Raw genomic sequence first — 21,200 nt, 5'->3', positions numbered from 1 at the left:
TCAGCTCTTCTTCCGCGGGCCGCGCTCGGAAGGCTCGCCACCCTCGCTCGCAGGCGGAGCGGCCGCCGGCTTGTCGCCGCCGCCACCACCTCCGCCGCTCTTGCGCGCGGCCTCCTTGATGCCCTGCATGTCGCGGGCCTCGCGGATCAGCCCCGGCATCTTGGCGAGGCTGCCGCCCTCGACGCCGATGTCGGACAGGATCGAGTCGATCAGCGGCGCCTGGACGCGATAGCGCAGCGCCGAGTCGATCACCTCGTCGGTGGCGCTGCGGCCGCCATTGCCGTTGCCGTGACCGTTGCCGTTGAGGCCGTCGACCTGGAGGATGCGGATGCCCTCGATCTTCTCCATCGGCTTGACGCTCTCGCGCACGATGCCCTCGATGCGGTCGAGCAGTTTTCTGCGGAACAGCGAGTAGCGCGCCTGGTCGGTCAGCACGTTCTCGGCCTCGTTCAGCATGCGCTGCGCCTCCGCCTCGACTGCGGCGCGCACACGCTCGGCCTCGGCGGCGATGCGGGTCTCCTCCGCCTGCTTCTCCGCCAGCAGGACCTCGACGGTCTTGCGCCGCTTGGCGATCTCGCTCTCGCGGGCGGTGATGACGCGTTCGGTGGCTTCGGTCGCCCGGATCCGCGCCTCCTCGGCGGCTGCGCGCGCGGCCGACTCCTCCAGCGATTTCTGATGGATGGCGATGGCCTTCTCCATCAGCACCGTCTCGACGTCCTTCTCGCGGTTGACCTCGAGCTTGCGCAGCTCGCGCTCGCGGCCGATGCGGGCCTCGTCGAGGCCGCGATCGGACGCGATGCGGGCGCGCTCGACTTCCTCACGGGAGGCGATCTCGGCTTCCTGCAGGGACTGCACGCGGGCGACCTCGAGCTGCTCGATGGCACGACGACGCTCGATGCGAGCGGCTTCCAGGGCTTGCTCGCGCGAGACGTCGGTGGTCTCGACCTCCTTGCGAGCGACGATCTCGGCCTGCCGGACCTGGCGGTCGGCGTCGATCCGCTCGGACTTTTTGGTCGACAGCGCGATGACGCGGTCCTCGTCCGCGATCTCGATCGCCTTCTTCTGCTCGATATTGAGCACCTCGCGCTTTTTGGAGGCATTGATGCGCTCGGCCTCGAGCGCCAGGTCGACCGTGATGCGCTGCCGCTCGATGGCGTCGCGCCGCTTCAGCTCGGCGGCATCCAGGATCCCGGTCCGCTCGATCTCCAGCGCGCGCGTTTCACGCTCGGCCTGGATGCGCTCGGCCGCAACCGCCTTCTCCTGGGCGATGCGGGCGGCCTCGATCGCCTCGCGCGAGGCGATGTCGGCTTCCTCGACGGCGCGGTTGCGGGCGATCTCCAGCGAGCGCACGCGCTCTTCCTGGGCGATGCGCGAAGCTTCCGTGGTCTCGCGCGCGGCGATGCCGGCGACGTCGAGCGCCTGGTTGCGCTCGATCTCCAGCTGCCGCGTGCTCTGCTCGGCGGCGATGCGCTCGGCAGCGAGCGTCCGCTCCCGCGCAATGCGGGCGGCCTCGACCGCGCGCTGGGCCTCGATTTCGGCCTCCTGGATGGTTCGCACCTGCTGGATCTCCAGTGCGCGGGTCCGCTCATCGGAGGAGATGCGTTCGACATTGACGATCAACGTCTGGGCGATGCGGGCCTTTTCGGTGGCCTCGCGTGCGGCAATCTCGGCCTCGTCGACCGCGCGCGTCCGCTCGATCTCGCGGCGGCGTGTCTCCTCTTCATTGGCGATGCGGGCATCGGTGACGACGCGGTCCTGCTGGATGCGGGCCTTTTCGATGGCCTCGCGGGCGGCGATCTCGGCTTCCTCGACCGTGCGCATCCGCTCGATCTCGCGCTGGCGCACTTCGCGTTCGGACGCGATGCGGGTGGTGTCGATCGAGCGCTGGTTGGCGATCCGGGTCTTCTCGATCTCCTCGCGCGCCAGCAGCTCCTTCTCCTCGATGGTGCGGGTCCGCTCGATCTCCTTCTGGCGGGTCTCGCGCTCGGAGGCGATGCGGGCCTCTGCAATCGCCTGCTCATTGGCGATGCGGGCGCGCTCGATGGCCTCGCGGGCGGAAATCTGCGCCTGCTCGGCCTCGGTCTCGCGCAGGGCCCGCTCGCGCGCGACTTCGGTGCGCTGAAGCGCACGGCGCATCTCGATGTCACGTTCCTGCTCGAGGCGCGCGGTCTCGCTCTCGCGCTCGATCTCCAGCGCCTGCCGTTCGGCCTCGAGGTTGCGGGAGCGGATCTTGATCATCGAATCCTGCTCGATGTCGTTGCGCAGCTTCCGCCTGGCCTCGATGTCCTCCATCAAGCGGGTCAGGCCTTCGGCGTCGAAACGGTTCGAAGGGTTGAAGAACTCGAGGTCTGTCTGGTCAAGATCGGTGATCGCGACCGATTCCAGCTCGAGGCCGTTCTGGGCGAGAGCTTCCGCCGCTTCGGTCTTGACCCGCGCGACGTAGTCGCCGCGACGCTCGTGCATTTCCTCCATGGTCATCTCGGAGGCGACCGAGCGGATCGCGGAGATGAACTTGCCGGCCAGCAGTGCGTGGAGCTGCCCGGGTTCCAGGGTGCGGCGGCCGAGTGTCGCCGCGGCAATCGAGACGGCCTCCCGAGTCGGCTGCACGCGGACGTAGAAGTCGGCCTCGATGTCGACGCGCATGCGGTCGCGGGTGATCACGGCATCCTGCTTCGAGCGCACGATGCCCATCGGCAAGACGTTCATGTTGACAGGCGTGTAGTCGTGGATGAACGGCAGCACGAAGGCGCCGCCATTGATCACCACGCGTTCGCCGAGGAAGCCGGTGCGGACGAACGAGGTCTCCTTGGAGGAGCGGTGGTAGAGCCAGTTCACGATATAGACGCCAACCACGATCACGATGATCGCGACGATCAGCCAGAGGATCAATTCACCGACCAGCATCCCTGACATCTTTCCCTCCCTCGAACCAATCAGGCGCTATCGCGCGCCGATCGCCTTGAATTGCCGCACTTGTTCCGTCAGCGCCCGCTCCACCGGCAGCCGCTCCATCGAGGACGCCCCGTAGAAGCCGTGGCAATGACGGGTATTCTTCATGATAAAGTCCGCGTCGGCGGGATCGGCGATCGGCCCGCCATGCGCCAGCACCAGGATGTCCGGATTGACGCTGAGCGCGGCGGTCGCCCAGGTGTCGATCTGCGCCGGGCAGTCCTTGAGCTTCGGCGCGGTCTGCGCACCGATCGTGCCGCCGGTCGTCAGGCCCATGTGGCAGACGATGATGTCGGCGCCGGCGATCGCCATCGCCGCGGCTTCCTTTTCGCTGAACACGTAGGGCGTCGTCAGCATGTCCTTGTCGTGCGCCTTGGCGATCATGTCGATCTCGAGCGCATAGGACATGCCGGTCTCTTCGAGATTGGCGCGGAAGGTGCCGTCGATCAGGCCGACGGTCGGAAAATTCTGGACACCGGCAAATCCGAGCGCCTTCAGCTGGTCGAGAAAGACGTCCATGTCGCGGAAGGGATCGGTGCCATTGACGCCCGCAAGCACCGGGGTCTGGCCGACCACGGGGAGCACCTCGTTCGCCATTTCCAGCACGATGGCGTTGGCATCGCCATACGCCATCAGGCCCGCCAGCGAACCGCGCCCGGCCATGCGGTAGCGGCCGGAATTGTAGATGACGATGAGGTCGACGCCGCCGGCTTCCTCACATTTGGCTGAGAGCCCGGTGCCGGCCCCGCCGCCGACGATCGGCTCGCCGCGCTTTGCCATGTCGCGAAACCTTTTCAGCAGCGCCGCGCGTTCAAACCTGGCCATCGGTCACCTCGCGAGTCTCCGCCGCACCCCGGTGCGCCCGAACAGGGTTCGGAACGCGCTGACGGTGGCGGCGGCGAAATCGGGATCGTTGATGTTCTTAGGGATGCGAATGAGCTGGCGGTTGCCGGTCTGCCGCACGGTGCGCTCCAGCGTGCGGAACAGCGCGGCATCGGCATCCGGATCCCAGAACGGCTGGCCTCGCGCGTCGAGCGCGGAGACGCCGCCCTCGGGCATGAAGAAACGCACCGGGCCGTCCATCTGGTTGAGCCGCTCGCCGATCCAGCGGCCCATCCGCTCGTTCTCTTCCACCGTCGTCCGCATCAACGTCACCTGTGGATTGTGGACGTGGAATTTGCGGCCGCGATAGCGCTCGGGAATTGTGTCGGGCGCGCCGAAATTGACCATGTCGAGTGCGCCGACCGAGCCGACATAGGGCAGGCGGCTGCGGATGATCGCGCCAAAGCGGTCTTCGGTCGCCGGGAACACGCCGCCCATCAAGAGGTCGCAGATCTCAGTCGTGGTGAGGTCGATCACGCCGGCGAGCTGGCCGGACTCCACGAGCTTCTCCATCGAGCGTCCGCCGACGCCGGTGGCATGAAAGACCAGGCATTCGAAATCGTCCCGCAGGTCGGCGGCGATCTTCTGCACGGCCGGCGTGGTGACGCCGAACATGGTGATGCCGACCGCGGGCAGGCCTGCCTCGCGCGCCGTTGCGGCACGCGCGTCGAGCCGCGCCTTGACCATGCCGGCGAGCGCATTGGCCCCGTTGGCGAGCACTGCGCGCGAGATCGAGTTCAGCCCCTGCACGTCGGTGACCGAGTACATCATCGTGATGTCGGCCGGGCCGACATAGGGCCCGACATCGCCTGATGCGACGGAGGAGATGATCAGCTTGGGCACCCCGACGGGTAGGGCGCGCATGCCCGGGGCGACCAGCGAGGCCGCGCCCGAGCCGCCCGCCGAGATCACGCCGGCGACATTGCCCTGGCGCCGCAGCCAATTCGCAAATGCATCCGCCATTGCTGTCACGGCGGCACCGCGGTCGGTGCCGAACACGGCGGAGCCGCCGCGGCCGTGGTTTAGGGCGATCTCCTGCGCGGAGACATCGCAGGATGAATGCTTGCCGCTGGTCGAGACGTCGACCAGCCGCGTCCGCAGGCCGCTTTCGGCGATGATGTCGCGGATGTAGCGCAGCTCCTGGCCCTTGGTATCGAGCGTGCCGACGACCAGCACCACTGGCGGGCCCGAAGCCTGCGTCGCCACCGGTTCGCGCTTGCGCCGCGCGGTCTCGTCGAGCTGCGCGACTTGCGTCGAGAGCGTCCGCGCGGCGGCCTCGATGCGGGCGATCGGCACCGGTTGCGACCATCGCGTCGGCAGCGTCGGGTTGGAGATGTAGATGCGGACCGGCCCGTCGCGCCGTGGGGCCGGCGCCGGTTTCGCCTCGGCACCCGGCTCGGCGACGTCGAGATCCGGTTCGAGCTCCGCATGAAGCCCGACGCCGAGCAGGCGCTGCTGGAGCTCGCGGTCCGCGGCAAGGCGCGCGGAGTCGATGATGCGGTTGATGCGGCCGTTGACCATGATCGCGACGTTGCGCGAGATCGCGGTGGCGACGCCGATGTTCTGCTCGATCACGAGCACGGACATGTCGCCGTCTTCGCCCAGCCGCAGCAGCATCTCCTCGACCTGCGCGACGATGACGGGCGCGAGGCCTTCGGTCGGCTCGTCCATGATGAGCAAATGCGGGTTGGTGAGCAGCGCGCGCGAGATCGCCAGCATCTGCTGCTCGCCGCCGGAGAGCTGGCCGCCGCCGTGGCCCTTGCGCTCGGCGAGGCGCGGGAATGTGTCGTAGATCCGCTCGACGGTCCAGGCGCCCGAACGCAGGCCGCCGGCGAGCTGCAGATGCTCGTCGACGCTGAGCGAGCGCCAGAGACGGCGTCCCTGCGGCACGTAGCCGACGCCGAGCCGGGCGATCTGGGCCGGCGGCCGCCGCGTGACATCCTCGCCGCGGACGCGAATCGAGCCGCCGCTCACGCCGACCAGTCCCATGATCGCCTTGCACAGCGTGGTCTTGCCCATGCCGTTGCGGCCGACGACGGAGAACACGCCGCTGTCCAATGTGAGATCAACGCCTTGCAGCGCATGCGAGTGGCCGTAGTAGACGTCGAGGCCGCGAACCTCGAGCGCCGGATTGCTGCGGCGGACCTCATTCATGGCCGCCCCCGAGATAGAGCTCCTGCACCTCGGGGTCGGACTGGATCTCCTCCGGCAGGCCTTCCTTGAAGACGCGGCCGTTGTGCATCATCGTAACGCTCTCGACGACGCGCAGCGCAACGTCCATGTCGTGCTCGATGATGATGTAGCCGATATGGGCCGGCAGGGAGGTCAGGATCTCGATCAGCTCGGCTCGCTCCGTGGGCGACAGGCCCGCGGCCGGCTCGTCGAACAGCACGAAGCGCGGGGCGCCCGCGAGCGCCAGCGCGATCTCGAGCTGGCGCTGCTGGCCGTGGGCGAGCTCGGCCACGCGCTGGTCCTTCACGGCGGAGAGATGCACGGCCTGCACCAGGTTGTCAGCCGCATGCATCAGCGCATCGTTCTGCCCCGGACGCAGGAACGAGAAGCGCCCGCGCGAGACGCCGCGGCAGGCGAGATAGACGTTGTCCTGCACAGTGAGGCCGGGGAACAGCGCCGAAATCTGGTAGGTGCGGCGCAGCCCGCGGCGGATGCGCTCATAGGGCGGGAAATGCGTCACGTCCTCGCCGAAGAAGCGGATGGTGCCGGAGGAGGGCGGGAAGTCGCCCGTGATGCAGTTGAACAGCGTGGTCTTGCCGGCACCGTTCGAGCCGAGCACGGCGCGCCGCTCGCCCGGCCGCACGGTGATGGTGACGTCGGTCAACGCGGCGAGCGCGCCGAACAGCCGCGTCACGCCGCGCAGCTCGAGCGCTGCGCCGGCACCGACGGCGGAGAGGCGTTGGGCGACGCTATCCATGGCCGCGCCCTCCACCGGAGCGGCTCGCCTCGCGCCGTTGATGCTGACGCCAGCGCTGCCACAGGCCGATGACGCCGTCCGAGGACCAGAACACGATGGCGAGGAAGCCGAGCCCGATCAGCAGGCGGAAGCGGTTGCCGTCGAGTCCGAGTCGGACCAGGAAGTCGAGCGCGAAGGTGCGCAGCAGCACGAAGATCAGCGCGCCGATGAAGGGCCCGATCGGGCGGGTGATGCCGCCGACGACGGCGATGATCAGCACGTCGATGCACGCGCCGACGCTGACCGAACCCGGCGAGATCTGGCGATAGTTCCAGACCTGGAGCACGCCGGCCAGCGCCGCGACGAAAGACGCGAAGGCATAGGCCGCGACGCGGTGCGCATTGACGTTGAAGCCGAGCGCCGCCATCCGCCGCGGATTGTCGCGCACACCCTGGAGCGCCAGGCCGAACGGCGCGCGCGAGAGGTATTCGACCGCGAAATAGCAGAGCGCGGCGACCGCGAGCACGATGTAATAGAAGGGAATGTCGGCGCGCCAGTTCACGCCCCAGAAGTGTGGCGTAGCCACCGTGTTGATGCCGGTATGACCGTTGAAGATCGCCCAGTTCTGGTTGGTGAAATAGTAGAAGGCCGCTCCGATCGCGAGCGTGATCATGATGGTGTAGATGCCTTCGGTGCGCACCGCGAGCGCTCCGCCGAGCGTGCCGAAGGCGGTCGCCAGCGCCAGCGCCATCGGCACCGCGAGCCACCACGGCCAGCCCAGGCTGATATTGGGGTTGCCGCTGACGCCGAACACCGCGACCATGTAGGCTGAGAAGCCCGCGATGGTGAGCTGCATCAGGCTGACCATGCCGCCATAGCCGGCAAGAAACATCAGGCTCAGCGCCACGGTGCCGAGGATCAGCGTGGTCGCGAAGATCTCGATCAGAAAAAAGCTGCTCGCGATCAGCGGCATGATCAGGAGAATGGCCGCGACGGCCCAGGCAGCGGGGTTGTTGATCTCCGGCCATGTCCGGGCGGGGGGCTGCGCCTTGGTGGCGCGGCCTAGGGCAACTGGGGCATCGTGGGCGAGCGACATCTCAGCGCCTCGCCAATAGGCCTTGCGGCCTGATCGCCAGCACCAGCACCATGATCAGGAAGGTCACGACGATGGCGTAGGTCGGGATGTAGACCGAGCCGAGCTGCTCGGCGAGGCCGATGATCAGCGCGCCGAGCGCGGCGCCCGGGATCGAGCCCATGCCGCCCACGATCACAACCACGAGGGACGCCAGCAGGAAACGGATGTCTTCGCCGGGCGACAATGACTGGAAGGTGCCGCCGACGACGCCGGCGATGCCGGCAAGCCCCGCGCCGAAGGCGAACACGCCGACGAAGACGAGCTGGATGCGCACGCCCGTCGCGGCGAGAATATCGCGGTCGTCCACGCCGGCGCGGATGATCATGCCGATCCGGGTGCGGTTGAGCGCGAGCCACATCGCGACGCCGATCACCACGGAGGCCACGAAGATCACGAGCCTGACGAGTGGATATCTGAGGTAGACCGGATCGCCCGAGGATTTGATCGCAGTCACCAGCGGCAGCTCGATGGGACCGATCAGCCATTTCGGGGTCTGGATCTGGTAGAAGTCGCCCCCGCAGGCCCACAGCATGAGATCGGCAAACACGATCGAGAGCCCGATCGTCACCATGGTTTGCCTGAGATCCTGGCCCTCCATCCGGCGGAACACGATCACCTGCAGCAGCACGCCGACGACAGCGGTCAGGATGAAGGCGACGACGAAGCCGAGGATCCAGGAGCCGGTCGATGAGCTGATGGCGTAGCCGATATAGCCGCCGAACAGATAGAGCGAGCCGTGCGCGAGGTTGACGTTGCGCATCAGGCCGAAGATCAGCGTGAAGCCGCTGGCGACCAGGAAGTAGAGGCCGCCAAGCGTGATGCCATTGAACACCGCGTTGAGGAAGACGCGCTTGCGGCCGATCGCCTCTTCCAGCCCCGGCGGCCAGACCGCGAAGATCAGCCAGAGCCCGACCGCAATCGCGATGATCGTAATCAGCGCCCAGGCCGGATGGCGTTCGACGAAGCGGCTCATGGCTTCACCTCGCCCCGCTTGCGGGGAGAGGTCGGCGCGTAGCGCCGGGCGAGGGAGACTCTCCGCGAGTCAAACTGCCGCCGCACTTGCGGAGACTCCTCCTCACCCAGACCCTCTCCCCGCAAGTGGGGCGAGGGGGCATGCAAGCCGTTGCCGGCTGCTGGCCCTGCCATGAGCGAACGTCCTCCCGTCACGCGCGATCCTCTTTTCCGGGATCGGGTTGCCGGCATCCTAGCCAAGCGGCGAGGGCGACGTTTGATCGTGAGTATCTTTTCGTGGCCTGCGCTCAGGCGCGCAAAACCTTGGCGGCGCGACGATAATCGGTCGGGGCCATCCCGACATTGGCGGCAAAAAAGCGCGTGAAACCGCTCTGCGAGGAGAAGCCGAGATCGAAGCCGATGTCGGCGATCGGTGTCTCGCTCGCCACCAGCGCTTCGAGCGCCTGTTCCATGATCAGCGTGTTGAGGTAGAGGTTTGGCGTGACGCCGGTCTGCACGCGGAACAGGCGGTAAAAATGCGGTCGCGACAGGCCGGATTCGCGCGCGATGGTGTCGAGCTCGATTTCAGCGCCGGGGCTCTCCGACATCATCTTGATGCACTTGCGGACGCGAAAATCGGTGACGCCGCCTGCGCGCGGATCGCGCGCGATCTCGGCCTGCTGCCAGCTTTCGTCGTAGCAGATGTCGATCAGTCGCCTCAGCTCGGAATCGAGACTGGAGAGCGATGGTGCGCCGCACACGAGCGCGGCGGTCCGCCTGATGTGCTTGTCGAGTGCTGGCGTGCGCTTGAACTGGGTGCGGCCGAAGCGCAACCGGTCGGAGCCGGAGGCATCCGGCGCAAACCATTCGGCGTTGACGTAGAGCACGAAGAAGATGGCGCCGCCGTCAAGATCGGTCGGCAGAAAGTTGTGCGGCTCCCAGGGATTGACGGCGACGACCGACGTCTCGGTGAGATCGTAATGCCCGTCGGAGACGTCGATGCATGCCGACATGCCGCCGACATGGAAGATCAGATGACCTTCGCGATGGGCGTGGATATTGAAAGGCCGGTTCAACTGATAAACCGTCGCCCGGCCGAAGCGGCCGTGGAAGACGGCGAGCGCACGGCTCATGCCTTCCCCTCCCGAGCATTCTTGTCTTTTCGGCCAGCCTTCAACAACACCGCCGAGATTGCAAGAGCGGAGAGCGACCGCGTCAGCGAGTCGCTCCCCGGTTGCGTCTGCCTGACGTGATGCGTCAGTATTTCTTACATTCCGGCACGGTGCGGCTCGGCAGCCCGATCTTGGAGAACACGGCCGGGTCGTAGCCGAGCGTCTGGTTCACGTTCGGGATCACCTTCACGACCTTGCTGAACAGCGCGCCCTTGCCGTCGTCGACGACTTCGGTGACGAAGTTGGTGCCGATCGCCTGGCGGTTGGAGTCGAGCTTGATCTTGCCGTTCGGTGCGTCGAGCTCGATCTTCGCCAGCGCTTCCTTGTACTTGGCCTGGTTGTTGGAGAGATCGCCGTTAACCTGACGCAGTGCGAGGATCAGCGCCATGGTCGAATTATAGTAGTTGGTGGCGAGCAGCGACGGGCTCGGGAAGCGCTTGTTGGGCGGGAAGGCGTCCTGATAGGCCTTCGCGAACTTCTGCCAGCCCGGATCCTCCCAAGTGTCGGCCTGGCCGCTCGCCGCGATGGTTCCGATCAGCGCGTTCTTGGCGTTGCCCTTCGACGACAGGATGGTCTGGTCGATCATGATAGAACCGCCCATCAGATGCGCCTTGCCGCCGGCCTGCTGATACTGGTTGAGGAAGTTGACGGCGTCGGCGCCGCCAAGCCCGAGATAGATGGCGTCGACGTCGTCGGGCAGGGCAGCGATGACGGAGGCGAAGTCCTTCGTTCCCAGCGGCACCCATTGCCGGTTGGTGACCTGTCCGCCCATGCCGCAGAACTCGAGCACCAACCCGAACACCTGGGTATAGATGAAGGAATAGTCCTCGCCGACGGTCGCGATCTTGCGATACTTCTTCTCTTCATAGGCGTATTTGCCGAGGCCGATCTGCCACTGCGCGCCGTCCATGTTGTAGCGGAAGAAGTTCGGTGCCGGGTCGACATAGGTCGTTTCCTGCGCACCGGATGCGGCATTGATGAATGTCAGCCCGGGATGGCTCTTGGCAAAATTCTTGACCGCGATGCCTTCGTCGCCGGAGAGCGGCGACAGCAGGATCTGCACCTTGTCCTGCTCGATCAGCTTGCGCACGGCGCGCACGGCGGAGTCCGGCGTTGCATCGGTCGAAGCGACGATGAATTCGAGTTCCTTGTCGCCGACCTTCTTGCCGAGCACGTTGAGCGCGGTCTGGTGGCCGCGCATGCCGTCCTCGCCGAGCACCGTGTAGGTGCCCTCGAGCGTTGCGGTCACGCCCACCTTGATCTTTTCCTGGGCGATCGCCGCGCCCGAAAGAAACAGGCTGCTCAACGCGAGCAGTCCGATGCTGCATTTCGACATGTGCTCCTCCCTGTGTCATCGCTTGTTGCCGCGACGAACCGTATGGTGCCCGTGGCGCTCGAAGCCCGCGGCTTTGGAGGAAAGCTAGCCGAAGTCGGATGCGCTGCACCCATCGCAGCCTCGTTCGGCTTGACTGGCAGTCTCATTTTTGAATGTTGCGGCGCGAGTAATTTTCGCGGTGCAGCAGGGCGCCCGCGCTAGCTGTAATCTTCGCCGAGAAACTGGTTGATCGCATCGAACGCCTGCAGACGGTTCTTCTCCAGCAGAACCATGTGCGTGCCTTCGCCGATCTCGACCCATCGCCGGTATGGCGCATGCTTCAGCGAAAGGAACAGGTCCTGCGCCGAAGCGATGGGCACGTCCTGATCCCATTCCGCGTGGACCAGGAGCACGGGCACGCGAATGTCGCCGGCGTCGTAGAGCCTCTTGCCGGCGGCCCAGTATTCGCGGATGTCCAGGATCGGGCCGTTGACCGCACGCATGATGGGAGGCGCTTGCGCGCTGCCTGACGGGTCGGTCGCGAGCGAGATATTGGCCCAGCGCTCGAAGCCGCCCGCCGGGATCAAGCTCGATCGTGCCGCTTCCGGCGCAGCCGAGAGCCAGCGCGTCCTGAAGTCCAGCACCGGAACGTTGCGATAGCCGCCGAGGCGCCCGCCTGCATCGATCGGAGCCGGACCCTGCAGCACCCAAAGCGGCGCGACCAGCGCGAGCTTGACGACCTTGTCGTTGTTGCCTGCGGTGTAAGCGCCGGCCACCGAGCCGCCCCAGGACATGGCAACCAGATTGAGGCGCGCGATCCTGCGTTGCTTGAGGATGTACGCGACGGCGCTGGCGAGGTCACGCACGCCGGCCTCGGTGCGCACGAGCGGTTCGGACTGCTCCGGCGGCGCGTCCATCTCGGACGGGCGGGTCGATTGGCCATAGCCGCGCACGTCGAGCGCGAAGACGTCGTAGCCATGGCCGGCGAGATGATCCATGAACGAGAGGCCGTCGAGTGGCGTATCGAAAAGGCTTCCCGATGAATAGGTCGCGCCGTGCATCATCAGGATGGTTCGCTCGGCGGAGAAGGTCTCGAGCGCCACGGGGCGCTTGTTGCGCAGGTGAAGCGAAATTCCGGCCGTGTCGCTCGGGATCATGAGATCCTCGACCACGATCTCGGGCCTGTCGACGCGCGCGCTGGCGTGCTGGTTCATGATCGCTCTCCGTTCAGACGAGTTGCCAGGTGAAGCGTCCTCCGGTGCGGCTGACGCGGCCGACCGATGACTGTGCGAAATGGGTGGTGAAGATGGTCGCGCCCCGCTCGGCAGCATTCTCCAGCACGAAGGCGCGCGAGCGCAACGCGGCTTCCGGGAATTCGCAGAAGCAGGAATTGAGCGAAGGCTCATAGACCTGGAGCGGGTGGTGCATCACGTCTCCGGCGAACAGCGCCTCCTCGCCGCGCGAGACGAGGCGGATGGAGGCGTGATCGACGCTATGACCGGGTGTCGGAACGAACGAGATGCCTTCGAGTACCTCGCGTCCGTCCACCGCGATGAGCTTGGCAAGTCCGGCCTCGACCACCGGCCGGACGCTGTCGTCATAGACACGGTCGGCCGGCTTGCGCAGCGCCGGACCGAGGGACGGGGCAGGGCGGGCCGTTCCGGTCGGCTCTGTGCCCGTCGCGAGGCTCTCGCCATAGGCCTGCTCGATCGCAGAGAAGACGTAGGTCGCATTCGGGAAGGTCGGGACCCAGCGTCCGTCGACGAGGCGGGTGTTCCAGCCGACGTGATCGCCATGCACGTGGGTGAGCAGCACGTAATCGACCTGCTCCGGCGTGACACCCGCTGCGGCGAGCCGCGCCAGGAACGGCTCGTTGAGCCGGTGAAGCGGCGGAATCTCCGGTCGGTGCTTGTCGTTGCCGGTGGCCGTGTCGATCAGGATCGTGTGGTGCGGCGTCTTGACCAGCCAGCTGTGAATGCTTTGGATGAAGGTGCCTGTCGCAGCATCGAACGAGCCCGCCTCCAGGCGGTCGCGATGGCGCCCCAGCGCCTGCGGCTCGCCTTCCGGATAGAGCGCGTCGAACTTGAATGCGGCAAGCCGCAACTCGTCGATCCGCGTGATGGATGCTTCGCCGATCTGATAGGTCTTGGCCGCGTGAATCATCAAGATGTCCTCCACTGGACCGTGGCGTAGGGCTGGTTGCCCGGGCCGCGGTGACGGTGAGGTACGAAGCGAGCCAGGCCTTGGGGAGAGTCGCGGGCTCGATAGGTCCCATCGACATGGTCGATATCGGAAAGGAAGCTGGCCCAGCTTTTCACGCCGGCGTTTTGGCCCTAACCCTCGTATCGCGGCTCGTCGCGGTCGCGACATGCCCCAGACGGAGGTGCCACCGATGCAGGATGCGGAACACGGCCGGGGTCGGCCGGCCGATGATAACGATCTCGCCGAGATCGATCTTGGTCTGTTGCTGGCTCTGGAGGCTCTTCTGCGCGAGCGGAACGTGACGCGCGCGGCCTCCCGGCTCAATATCGGGCAGCCTGCGCTCTCGGCGCGGCTGAACCGGCTGCGGCAGATCTTTGCCGATCCGCTGTTCGTATCCGCCGCGAGCGGGCGCGGCGTCGTGCCGACGACGCGGGCGGTGGAGTTGCAGACGGCGCTTGCGGACGTGCTCGGCAAGCTTCGTCGCATGGTGGAGGGACCGGCCGTGTTCGACCCCGCCCGCAGCCAGCGCACCTTCGTCGTTGCCATCCACGAGAACCCGGCCGTGACGCTGGCGCCCGGCCTGGTCGCGCGCTTGACCGCGATGGCCGAGCGGGCGCGGCTCGCCCTTGTTCACCCCGCGCGCGATGTCGTGGATCAGCTCGAAAGGGGAGAGATCGACATCCTGGTGACGGGAGCCGACCGCGCACATGGCGAGCTGATGCAGCGACCGCTGTTCGAGGACGGCTTCCTGTCCGCACAGCGCAAGGGTCATCCGCGCGGCAACGGCCCGCTCGATCTCGACAGCTTTTGCGCGCTTGACCATCTGCTGATTTCCGCCGATGGCGGCGGTTTCTCGGGCCTGGTCGACGACGCGCTGGCGGTGCTCGGCCGCTCCCGGCGCGTTGCCGTCTCGATCCAGACCTATGCGCTGGCGCCGGTCATCCTTGCGCACAGCGACTGCATCTGCACCCTTCCGCGGCGCTTCCTGATCCGCTTCGCCCACGAGCTCGATCTCACGCCACCGCCGCTCGATCTGCCGCCCGCTCGCATCGTCGCGCTGTGGCATCCGCGCAATCAGGAGGACAAGGGCCACGCCTGGCTTCGCGAGTGCTTATACCAGGCGGCTGCTGCTTGATCGCGATGGGCCCTCACGTCGGGACGAGCGGGCGCTGCTCAGGCTGTAAGTTCTGATTTCTGAAATGAGGTCGGCCAGCTTGCATTCGTCGGGTCCGGTATGCCGCCTGCCGCCTTCCTGAGCTGCGTGCCGAAATAGGCAGGTGTCTCGAAGTATTGCCGGATCGGCATTATCGCCGGCTTTCGTCCCTGCCCCCGTGCTGGCGATTGACAGCGAATTATTACATGTCTAAAAATATGCAAATTCATATAATCCGTGAGATGCCTGAATGGACGTGCATCCGCTCAAGCTCAAGCTCAAGGTCAGGTCGTATGTCGCGGAGACGCCGTTCATACGGAGCCTTGTGTTTGGTGTGGAGGACGGCGTCGTGCCGCAATGGCAGGCAGGCGCGCATCTCCGCGTCGCGCTCCCGAATGGCGGAGACCGGCCGTACTCGCTGATGGCGTTGCCGGGACTTCCTGAAGATGCGCTGGCGCTTGGTGTCCTGCGCGAGGAGGCCTCGAGCGGCGGCTCGCAGTTCATGCACGCGCTCAAGGTCGGCGACGTCGTGAAGGCGAGCGCGCCGGTCAACAATTTTCGCCTGCACGAGGGAGCAGCGCCGGCGCTGCTGTTCGCCGGTGGCATCGGCATCACGCCCGTTCTGTCGATGGCGGCGGAGCTGGCGGCGCGGGGAAGCTCATATCGCCTGCACTATGCGGGGCGCACGCAAGGATTGCTGGCGTTCCTGCCGCAATTGCAGGAGATCTGCGCCGGAGGGCTGTCTGTCCACTACGACAGCGATGAATCCCGCCTCGACATTGCCGCGGCGCTCGGCGGTGCCGCAGCAAACGCCCACGTCTATGTCTGTGGCCCTTCGGGCATGATCGAGGCGGTGAAGGCGGCTGCGGCCGCCGCGGGTGTGTCAGCCGACCGCGTTCACTACGAGCTCTTCAAATCCGAGCAGCCGTCGTCGCCTGACCGGCCGTTCGAGGTCGAGATCAAGTCGACCGGGCAGGTCGTCGGCGTTGCGGCGGGGCAGACCATCATCGAGGCACTGGAGGCGGCCGGCTTCGACGTGCTCTACGATTGCCGGCGCGGCGATTGCGGCATCTGCCAGTGCGGCGTGATCGCGGGAGTCCCCGATCATCGCGACGTCATCCTCAGCGACGAGGAGAGAGCGTCCAACAAGGTCATGCAGATCTGCGTGTCACGTGCGAAGTCGGAACGTCTGGTGCTGGATCTCTAGGGGAGGCGAGGGACGCCATGAAAAGATACGGCGGGAATGCCCGCGCGATTGCGGCGCTGGTGCGCGAGGCCGAGGTGCATCGCGACGTCTATGTCGAACCCGAGATCTTCGAGCTCGAGATGGAGCAGCTGTTTCCCAACAGCTGGGTCTATGTCGGCCATGCCAGTCAACTTGCAAAACCCGGCGATTTCATCACGGCCAATATCGGCCGGCAGCCGGTCATGGCCAGCCGCCATACCGACGGCTCCATCCATGTGTTCTACAATCGCTGCCCGCACAAAGGCGTGAAGATCGCGTCCGAACCCTGCGGCAACACCGGAAAGTTCTTCCGCTGCCCCTATCACGCATGGTCTTTCAAGACCGACGGCTCGCTGCTCGCGATCCCGCTGAAGAAGGGCTACGAGGGCACCGGCTTCGGCGACACTCAGGCGAATGAAGGGTTGTCGAAGGTCAGGAATGTCGTCATTTACCGCGATTTCATCTTCGCTCGCCTGAGCGATGACGGCGTCTCCTTTGAGAATTATTTCGGCGAAAGTCTCTCGACCATCGACAACATGGTCGACCGCTCGCCGGAGGGCAAGCTCGCAGTCCAGGCGACGCCGATCCGCTACATGCACACGTGCAATTGGAAGATGCTGGTCGAGAACCAGACCGACACCTGCCATCCGATGGTGGCGCATGAGAGCTCGGCCGGCACCGCGGTCAAGGTCTGGAAGCGCGAGCAGGGCGATTCCACGGAAACGCCGATGGCGGTGCAGCTCTACGGTCCCTTCATGAGCCCGTACGAGTTCTACGAGCAGAGCGGCATCCGGATTTGGCCGAACGGCCACGGCCACACCGGCGTCGCCAACTCCATCCATTCGAACTACTCTGATATCCCGGGCTATCTCGACCAGATGGTCGCAGCCTATGGCGAGCAGCGCGCGCATGAGATCCTTGGCGAAGTCAGGCACAACACCGTCTACTTCCCGAACATCATGGTGAAAGGCGCTGTCCAGATCCTGCGCAATTTCATCCCGATCGCGGTTGACAAGACGCTGGTCGAGAGCTGGGTCTATCGCCTGGTCGGCGCCCCCGACAAGCTTTACGAGCGCGCGTTGATGTACAACCGCTTCATCAACGCGCCGACCTCGATCGTCGGCCACGACGACCTCGAGATGTATGAGCGGGCGCAGGAAGGACTGAAGTCCAACGGCAATCAATGGGTCAATCTGCGGCGGCTCTACGACGGCCACGAAGAGCAGGACGTCACGGCGGTGATCAACGGCACGTCCGAGCGGCAGATGCGGAACCAGTTTCACGCCTGGGCGAAATTCATCACCATGGGCATGGACGAGCGCATCGAGGCTCCGGAATGATCGGCGAGAAGACCATCACGGACTTCATCTATCGCGAGGCCGAGCTGCTCGACACGATGGAGTGGCAGGCCTGGCTCGATCTGTTTCACCCCGAAGGGCGTTACTGGATGCCGCTGGAATGGCAGCAGCAGGATCCGGTGCTGCAGCCGTCACTGATGTATGAGGATCTTTTGCTCCTGAAGGTGCGGGTCGAGCGGCTCGCCGGCGAGCGCACCTTCAGCCAGAAGCCGAAGAGCCGTTGCCATCATCTGCTCCAGGCACCGCGGATCGTCGCGTGCGATCCTGCTGCCGGATTGTTCAAGGCACGGACTTCCTACATCTACACCGAGACGCGCGGCGATATGCTGGAGCGCTATTCGGGATGGGCCTCGCACGAGCTCGTGCAGGTCGGCGATGCCCTGAAGATCAAGCTCAAGCGGGTCGATCTCGTCAATTTCGCTGCGCCGTTCGGCAACATCCAGCTTTTCATGTGAGACTGCTTTGACCGCTGCGACCACTGTCCATGCCCGTTTTCAAGAGACCGCGCTCCGCCGTGGCGAGGCGGGCTTCCTCAACGTGCTGCCGGAGACCGCAGGCATCTACGGCATTGCGGCGGGCGAGATTTCCTACCGCGCGATGCTCGACCGGGTCGAGCGCCGTCGCGTAGCGTTTGCGAGCCGCGGCTACGGCGAAGGCCACCGGGTCGGGCTGCTGCTCCAGAACAGGCCCGTCTTCATCGAGCTGTGGTTCGCGCTCAATGCGCTCGGCGTCTCGGTGGTGCCGATCAATCCGGACCTCCGTCTCAGCGAGCTCGAATACATCATCGGGCATTCCGAGATGAATGCCGCGTTCGTCCTCACCGAACGGCGCGAGGAGGTGGCGCTGGCCGCGCGTCAGGCCGGCCGGCCGATCCCTGTCGTGGACGATCAGGACGACGTTCCCGCGCCCTTCGGCGGTGCGCGGCCCTCGACCTCGGCAAGCGAGGGAAGCGAATGCGCGCTGCTCTATACGTCGGGGACGACGGGCCAGCCCAAGGGCTGCGTCCTCACCAACACCTATTTCCTGCATTGCGGAAACTGGTATCGCGACGTCGGCGGGCTGATCGACCTCAAGCCAGACGGCGAGCGTATGATCACGCCGCTGCCGCTGTTCCACATGAACGCGATGGCGGTGTCTCTGATGGCGATGCTGTCGGTCGGCGGCTGCCTGACCATGCTCGATCGCTTCCACCCGCGCAGCTGGTGGGCCTCGGTGCGCGACAGCCGTGCCACCTGCCTGCATTATCTCGGCGTGATGCCCTCGATGCTGATGAGTGCGCCGCCATCGGAGCTGGACCGCGCGCACAGCGTGCGCTTCGGCTTCGGCGCCGGCGTCGACAAGCTGCTGCATGCCACGTTCGAGCAGCGCTTCGGCTTCCCGCTGCTGGAGGCCTGGGCGATGACCGAGACCGGCAGCGGCGGCGTCATCGCCGCCAATGTCGAGCCGCGCAAGATCGGCACCAGCTGTTTTGGTCGCCCGGCCCCCGAGATCGAGGTTCGGATCGTCGATGACGGCGGCAATGATGCCCCGCTCGATGTGCCCGGCGAGCTGTTGGTGCGGCGCGCCGGCGCTGATCCGCGCTACGGCTTCTTCCGCGAATATCTCAAGAACGAGGCTGCCACCATCGAGGCGTGGGCCGGCGGCTGGCTGCACACTGGCGATATCGTGTCGCGCGATGCGGACGGCGACCTGCACTTCGTCGATCGCAAGAAAAACGTGATCCGTCGCTCCGGCGAGAACATCGCCGCGGTCGAGGTCGAATCCGTTCTCAACCGCCATCCCGCGATCCGGCAGGCCGCGGTTGCGGCGACGCCGGATCAGGTGCGCGGCGACGAGGTTGCGGCGGTCATCATCGCTGAGAAGGCCGGCGCGGACCGCGCGCTCGCCGAAGAGATCGTGCGCTGGAGCCTTGAGCAGATGGCCTATTACAAGGCGCCGGGCTGGATCTGCTTCGCCGACAGCCTGCCGTTGACCGCGACCGAGAAGATCCAGCGCGGCGGGTTGAAGGATTTTGTCGGGAAGCTGATGCGCGAAGGCGCGTTCTTCGACCTGCGCGACCTCAAGAAGCGGCAAGTCTGATCAAGAAGGTCTGATCAAAGAAGGGTCTGATCATGAGCGAGATCCGCACCACCCTCATCACCGGCGGCAATTCGGGGATCGGCGAGGCCCTGGCGAAGAAGCTCGTCGCGCGCGGGCAGCGCGTGGTCTCGATCGGGCTGGAGCAGCCCGGCTGGACCCATGATCTGCTCGCGGCCTATCGCGCCGACCTCACCGATATCGAACAGACGCGTGCGATCGCGCAGGAGATCTGCCGCGATCACGCCGTCGACAGCCTGGTCCACAATGCCGGGGTCATCCTGCCGAACCTGCTGCCCGACGCCAAGCCGGAAGACATATTGATGCTCGCGCAGTTGCATCTGGGCGCGCCGATGCTCCTGACCCAGGCGGCGCTGGAAGGGATGCGTGCGCGCCGCTTCGGGCGCATCGTGTTCGTCTCTTCGCGCGCCGCGATGGGGGCAGTGACGCGCTCGGCCTATTCGGCCACCAAGGCCGGCGTGCACGGCATGGCAAGGACCTGGGCGCTGGAGCTTGCCGCGAGCGGCATCACCGTGAATGTCGTCGCGCCGGGGCCGATCCTGACCGATAATTTCTGGGGCATCATCCCGAAGGGCTCCGAGCAGCAGGAGCGGATGGCGCGCAACGTTCCGGTCGGGCGGCTCGGCTCGCGCGAGGATGTCGCACACGCAATCTCGTTCTTCCTCGACGAGCACTCCGATTTCGTCACCGGCCAGGTGCTCTATGTCTGCGGCGGCACCAGCCTCGTCGGCCTCGGGCCTTGACGCGCGCGCTCTAGATCTGGTTCTGGCGGATATTCTCGACCATCTTGGCCAGCACCCGTGCGCAGACCTCGATGTCGTCGGGCTCGATGCCCGCGACCAGCTTGTCGTAATTGTTCGCCATGATCGGCCAGATCTTGCGCAGCAGCGCTTCGCCCTCCGGCGTCAGGCCGACGACGCGGCGGCGCTGGTCCTCCTCGGCGATCTCGCGCTTGACGAGGCCCGACGACACCATGGACTCGACCATGCGGCTCGCCGTCGACTGTTCGGTCACCGCGAGAACGGCGACCTCGTTGACGGTGAGGGTCTTGTAGATGAACAGTACCGACAGCGTCCGGAACACGACATTGTTGATGCCGTGCTCGCTCAAATCGCGGTTCTGATCCAGGTTCCAGCGATTGGCGAGCCGGTTGAACAGATACGGAATATAGGTTTGCAGCTGGTCCCTCGTCCTCGGCGGACCCGACTTCCATCTGCTCTTGGATTCTCTGGCCATTATCTCTTGCGACTTTGCTTCTTGCTCTCGGTGTGAAGTTTCGAGGACAGCGATTTCAGCACGGACAACGCGGCGTCCAGCTCCCGGGCCGAGACGTTCTCGAGCCGTTTGGCGAGATGCTTCTTGTGGATTTCGGCCGCCTTCCGGAACAGCGCTTCGCCTTTCGGCGTCAGGCGCACGATGAAGGACCGCCGGTCCTCGCTCGACATCTCCCTGCTGATGAGGTCGTCGGCGAGAAGACGTTGCACCAGTCCCGAGACATTGCCGCCGGTCACCTTCAGGTTTTGCGACAATTGCCCGAGCGCCAGGCCATCCTGGCAACGATCGAGCTGGGCCAGCACGTCGAATTTTGCCAGCGACAGGCCGAACTCCGAACTCAGCATCGAATTGAGCGAGGCGAACAGCTCACCATGCAGCGACAGCAACTGGAGCCAGAGCCGGGTTTCGATCTGCCCGGGGACGGGAACAATGTTCTCCTTGAGTGCTGCCGGCATCGCATGACCATCGAGTACAGAATGTCTCGTCGAGTGAAGGGAATTACCGCGGGTCGTTCGCTCCGATTAACAACCTGAGAATCGTAGTCAAGCCGTCCGATCCTGACCTCCTGCGGGGCGAAC

General features: G+C 65.7%; 18 protein-coding genes. 6 read left to right on the top strand and 12 right to left on the bottom strand.

Translation table 11 applies throughout. The annotated features are described in order from the left end of the window. From ACM43_RS14710 to ACM43_RS14665, 10 genes are all read right to left on the bottom strand, one after another. Positions 1-2,913, bottom strand: a complete 2,913-nt coding sequence (locus ACM43_RS14710; RefSeq protein WP_271540780.1) for a flotillin family protein — start codon at positions 2,911-2,913, stop codon at positions 1-3. 27 nt (positions 2,914-2,940) lie between these two features. Continuing rightward, positions 2,941-3,774 carry a phosphoenolpyruvate hydrolase family protein gene (locus ACM43_RS14705; RefSeq protein ID WP_271540779.1) on the bottom strand — a complete coding sequence of 278 codons (834 nt, stop codon included), beginning with the start codon at positions 3,772-3,774 and terminating at the stop codon, positions 2,941-2,943. A gap of 3 nt (positions 3,775-3,777) precedes the next feature. Then, positions 3,778-5,985, bottom strand: a complete 2,208-nt coding sequence (locus tag ACM43_RS14700) for an ABC transporter permease (RefSeq protein WP_271540778.1) — start codon at positions 5,983-5,985, stop codon at positions 3,778-3,780. After that, positions 5,978-6,760, bottom strand: coding sequence for an ABC transporter ATP-binding protein (locus tag ACM43_RS14695; protein WP_036023786.1), 783 nt, complete (start codon positions 6,758-6,760; stop codon positions 5,978-5,980). Before ACM43_RS14695 ends, ACM43_RS14700 begins: the two co-directional genes overlap by 8 nt. Next, positions 6,753-7,835 (bottom strand): branched-chain amino acid ABC transporter permease, encoded by a 1,083-nt coding sequence (locus tag ACM43_RS14690; RefSeq protein ID WP_271540777.1) that lies wholly within the window; start codon positions 7,833-7,835, stop codon positions 6,753-6,755. The genes ACM43_RS14695 and ACM43_RS14690 overlap by 8 nt, the downstream gene beginning before the upstream one ends. 1 nt (position 7,836) lies before the next feature. Beyond that, the gene (locus tag ACM43_RS14685; protein ID WP_157282396.1) at positions 7,837-8,847 is read right to left on the bottom strand and encodes a branched-chain amino acid ABC transporter permease; all 1,011 of its coding nucleotides are present in this window, start codon (positions 8,845-8,847) and stop codon (positions 7,837-7,839) included. 286 nt (positions 8,848-9,133) lie between these two features. After that, positions 9,134-9,958 (bottom strand): helix-turn-helix domain-containing protein, encoded by an 825-nt coding sequence (locus ACM43_RS14680; protein ID WP_157282395.1) that lies wholly within the window; start codon positions 9,956-9,958, stop codon positions 9,134-9,136. A 124-nt stretch (positions 9,959-10,082) separates the two neighbouring features. Beyond that, positions 10,083-11,333, bottom strand: coding sequence for an ABC transporter substrate-binding protein (locus tag ACM43_RS14675; protein ID WP_271540776.1), 1,251 nt, complete (start codon positions 11,331-11,333; stop codon positions 10,083-10,085). Between the two features lie 197 nt (positions 11,334-11,530). Next, positions 11,531-12,526: an alpha/beta hydrolase gene (locus ACM43_RS14670; protein ID WP_271540775.1), complete on the bottom strand. Its 996-nt coding sequence runs from the start codon at positions 12,524-12,526 to the stop codon at positions 11,531-11,533. A gap of 13 nt (positions 12,527-12,539) precedes the next feature. Continuing rightward, positions 12,540-13,475: an MBL fold metallo-hydrolase gene (locus tag ACM43_RS14665; RefSeq protein ID WP_271540789.1), complete on the bottom strand. Its 936-nt coding sequence runs from the start codon at positions 13,473-13,475 to the stop codon at positions 12,540-12,542. A gap of 229 nt (positions 13,476-13,704) precedes the next feature. On the opposite strand from ACM43_RS14665, the gene ACM43_RS14660 reads away from it, so the two are divergent. The 6 genes from ACM43_RS14660 (at position 13,705) to ACM43_RS14635 (ending at position 20,090) form a co-directional block, all read left to right on the top strand. Continuing rightward, on the top strand, positions 13,705-14,649 hold the full coding sequence (locus ACM43_RS14660) for a LysR family transcriptional regulator (RefSeq protein WP_271540774.1): 945 nt from the start codon (positions 13,705-13,707) through the stop codon (positions 14,647-14,649). Between the two features lie 268 nt (positions 14,650-14,917). Next, complete coding sequence (locus ACM43_RS14655; RefSeq protein ID WP_271540773.1) at positions 14,918-15,874, top strand: PDR/VanB family oxidoreductase; 957 nt, start codon at positions 14,918-14,920, stop codon at positions 15,872-15,874. A 17-nt stretch (positions 15,875-15,891) separates the two neighbouring features. Beyond that, a complete protein-coding gene (locus ACM43_RS14650) occupies positions 15,892-17,232 on the top strand; it encodes a Rieske 2Fe-2S domain-containing protein (RefSeq protein WP_271540772.1) in 1,341 nt (446 codons plus the stop codon). Next, positions 17,229-17,705 carry an aromatic-ring-hydroxylating dioxygenase subunit beta gene (locus tag ACM43_RS14645; protein WP_271540771.1) on the top strand — a complete coding sequence of 159 codons (477 nt, stop codon included), beginning with the start codon at positions 17,229-17,231 and terminating at the stop codon, positions 17,703-17,705. Before ACM43_RS14650 ends, ACM43_RS14645 begins: the two co-directional genes overlap by 4 nt. A gap of 7 nt (positions 17,706-17,712) precedes the next feature. After that, positions 17,713-19,329 (top strand): ATP-dependent acyl-CoA ligase, encoded by a 1,617-nt coding sequence (locus ACM43_RS14640; RefSeq protein WP_271540770.1) that lies wholly within the window; start codon positions 17,713-17,715, stop codon positions 19,327-19,329. Between the two features lie 32 nt (positions 19,330-19,361). Beyond that, positions 19,362-20,090, top strand: a complete 729-nt coding sequence (locus ACM43_RS14635) for an SDR family NAD(P)-dependent oxidoreductase (RefSeq protein WP_271540769.1) — start codon at positions 19,362-19,364, stop codon at positions 20,088-20,090. Positions 20,091-20,100: 10 nt separating this feature from the next. On the opposite strand, the gene ACM43_RS14630 is transcribed toward ACM43_RS14635, so the two are convergent. Then, the gene (locus ACM43_RS14630; RefSeq protein WP_036013385.1) at positions 20,101-20,583 is read right to left on the bottom strand and encodes a MarR family winged helix-turn-helix transcriptional regulator; all 483 of its coding nucleotides are present in this window, start codon (positions 20,581-20,583) and stop codon (positions 20,101-20,103) included. Further along, positions 20,583-21,077 carry a MarR family winged helix-turn-helix transcriptional regulator gene (locus ACM43_RS14625; RefSeq protein ID WP_271540768.1) on the bottom strand — a complete coding sequence of 165 codons (495 nt, stop codon included), beginning with the start codon at positions 21,075-21,077 and terminating at the stop codon, positions 20,583-20,585. The genes ACM43_RS14630 and ACM43_RS14625 overlap by 1 nt, the downstream gene beginning before the upstream one ends. Between the last annotated feature and the right edge of the window lie 123 nt (positions 21,078-21,200).

It is taken from the genome of Bradyrhizobium sp. CCBAU 45321, assembly GCF_028128975.1.
Lineage (GTDB): Bacteria > Pseudomonadota > Alphaproteobacteria > Rhizobiales > Xanthobacteraceae > Bradyrhizobium > Bradyrhizobium yuanmingense.
Note: the sequence above shows the minus strand (reverse complement) of the source record. Positions and strands in the feature narration are given on the sequence as shown.

Coding starts and splice junctions, on each gene's coding strand:
- ACM43_RS14690 (WP_271540777.1), bottom strand. CDS start 7,835: ATGTCGCTCGCCCACGATGCCCCAGTTGCCCTAGGCCGCGCCACCAAG.
- ACM43_RS14630 (WP_036013385.1), bottom strand. CDS start 20,583: ATGGCCAGAGAATCCAAGAGCAGATGGAAGTCGGGTCCGCCGAGGACG.
- ACM43_RS14645 (WP_271540771.1), top strand. CDS start 17,229: ATGATCGGCGAGAAGACCATCACGGACTTCATCTATCGCGAGGCCGAG.
- ACM43_RS14660 (WP_271540774.1), top strand. CDS start 13,705: ATGCAGGATGCGGAACACGGCCGGGGTCGGCCGGCCGATGATAACGAT.
- ACM43_RS14675 (WP_271540776.1), bottom strand. CDS start 11,333: ATGTCGAAATGCAGCATCGGACTGCTCGCGTTGAGCAGCCTGTTTCTT.
- ACM43_RS14655 (WP_271540773.1), top strand. CDS start 14,918: ATGGACGTGCATCCGCTCAAGCTCAAGCTCAAGGTCAGGTCGTATGTC.
- ACM43_RS14705 (WP_271540779.1), bottom strand. CDS start 3,774: ATGGCCAGGTTTGAACGCGCGGCGCTGCTGAAAAGGTTTCGCGACATG.
- ACM43_RS14670 (WP_271540775.1), bottom strand. CDS start 12,526: ATGAACCAGCACGCCAGCGCGCGCGTCGACAGGCCCGAGATCGTGGTC.
- ACM43_RS14635 (WP_271540769.1), top strand. CDS start 19,362: ATGAGCGAGATCCGCACCACCCTCATCACCGGCGGCAATTCGGGGATC.
- ACM43_RS14700 (WP_271540778.1), bottom strand. CDS start 5,985: ATGAATGAGGTCCGCCGCAGCAATCCGGCGCTCGAGGTTCGCGGCCTC.
- ACM43_RS14710 (WP_271540780.1), bottom strand. CDS start 2,913: ATGTCAGGGATGCTGGTCGGTGAATTGATCCTCTGGCTGATCGTCGCG.
- ACM43_RS14680 (WP_157282395.1), bottom strand. CDS start 9,958: ATGAGCCGTGCGCTCGCCGTCTTCCACGGCCGCTTCGGCCGGGCGACG.
- ACM43_RS14665 (WP_271540789.1), bottom strand. CDS start 13,475: ATGATTCACGCGGCCAAGACCTATCAGATCGGCGAAGCATCCATCACG.
- ACM43_RS14685 (WP_157282396.1), bottom strand. CDS start 8,847: ATGAGCCGCTTCGTCGAACGCCATCCGGCCTGGGCGCTGATTACGATC.
- ACM43_RS14625 (WP_271540768.1), bottom strand. CDS start 21,077: ATGCCGGCAGCACTCAAGGAGAACATTGTTCCCGTCCCCGGGCAGATC.
- ACM43_RS14650 (WP_271540772.1), top strand. CDS start 15,892: ATGAAAAGATACGGCGGGAATGCCCGCGCGATTGCGGCGCTGGTGCGC.
- ACM43_RS14695 (WP_036023786.1), bottom strand. CDS start 6,760: ATGGATAGCGTCGCCCAACGCCTCTCCGCCGTCGGTGCCGGCGCAGCG.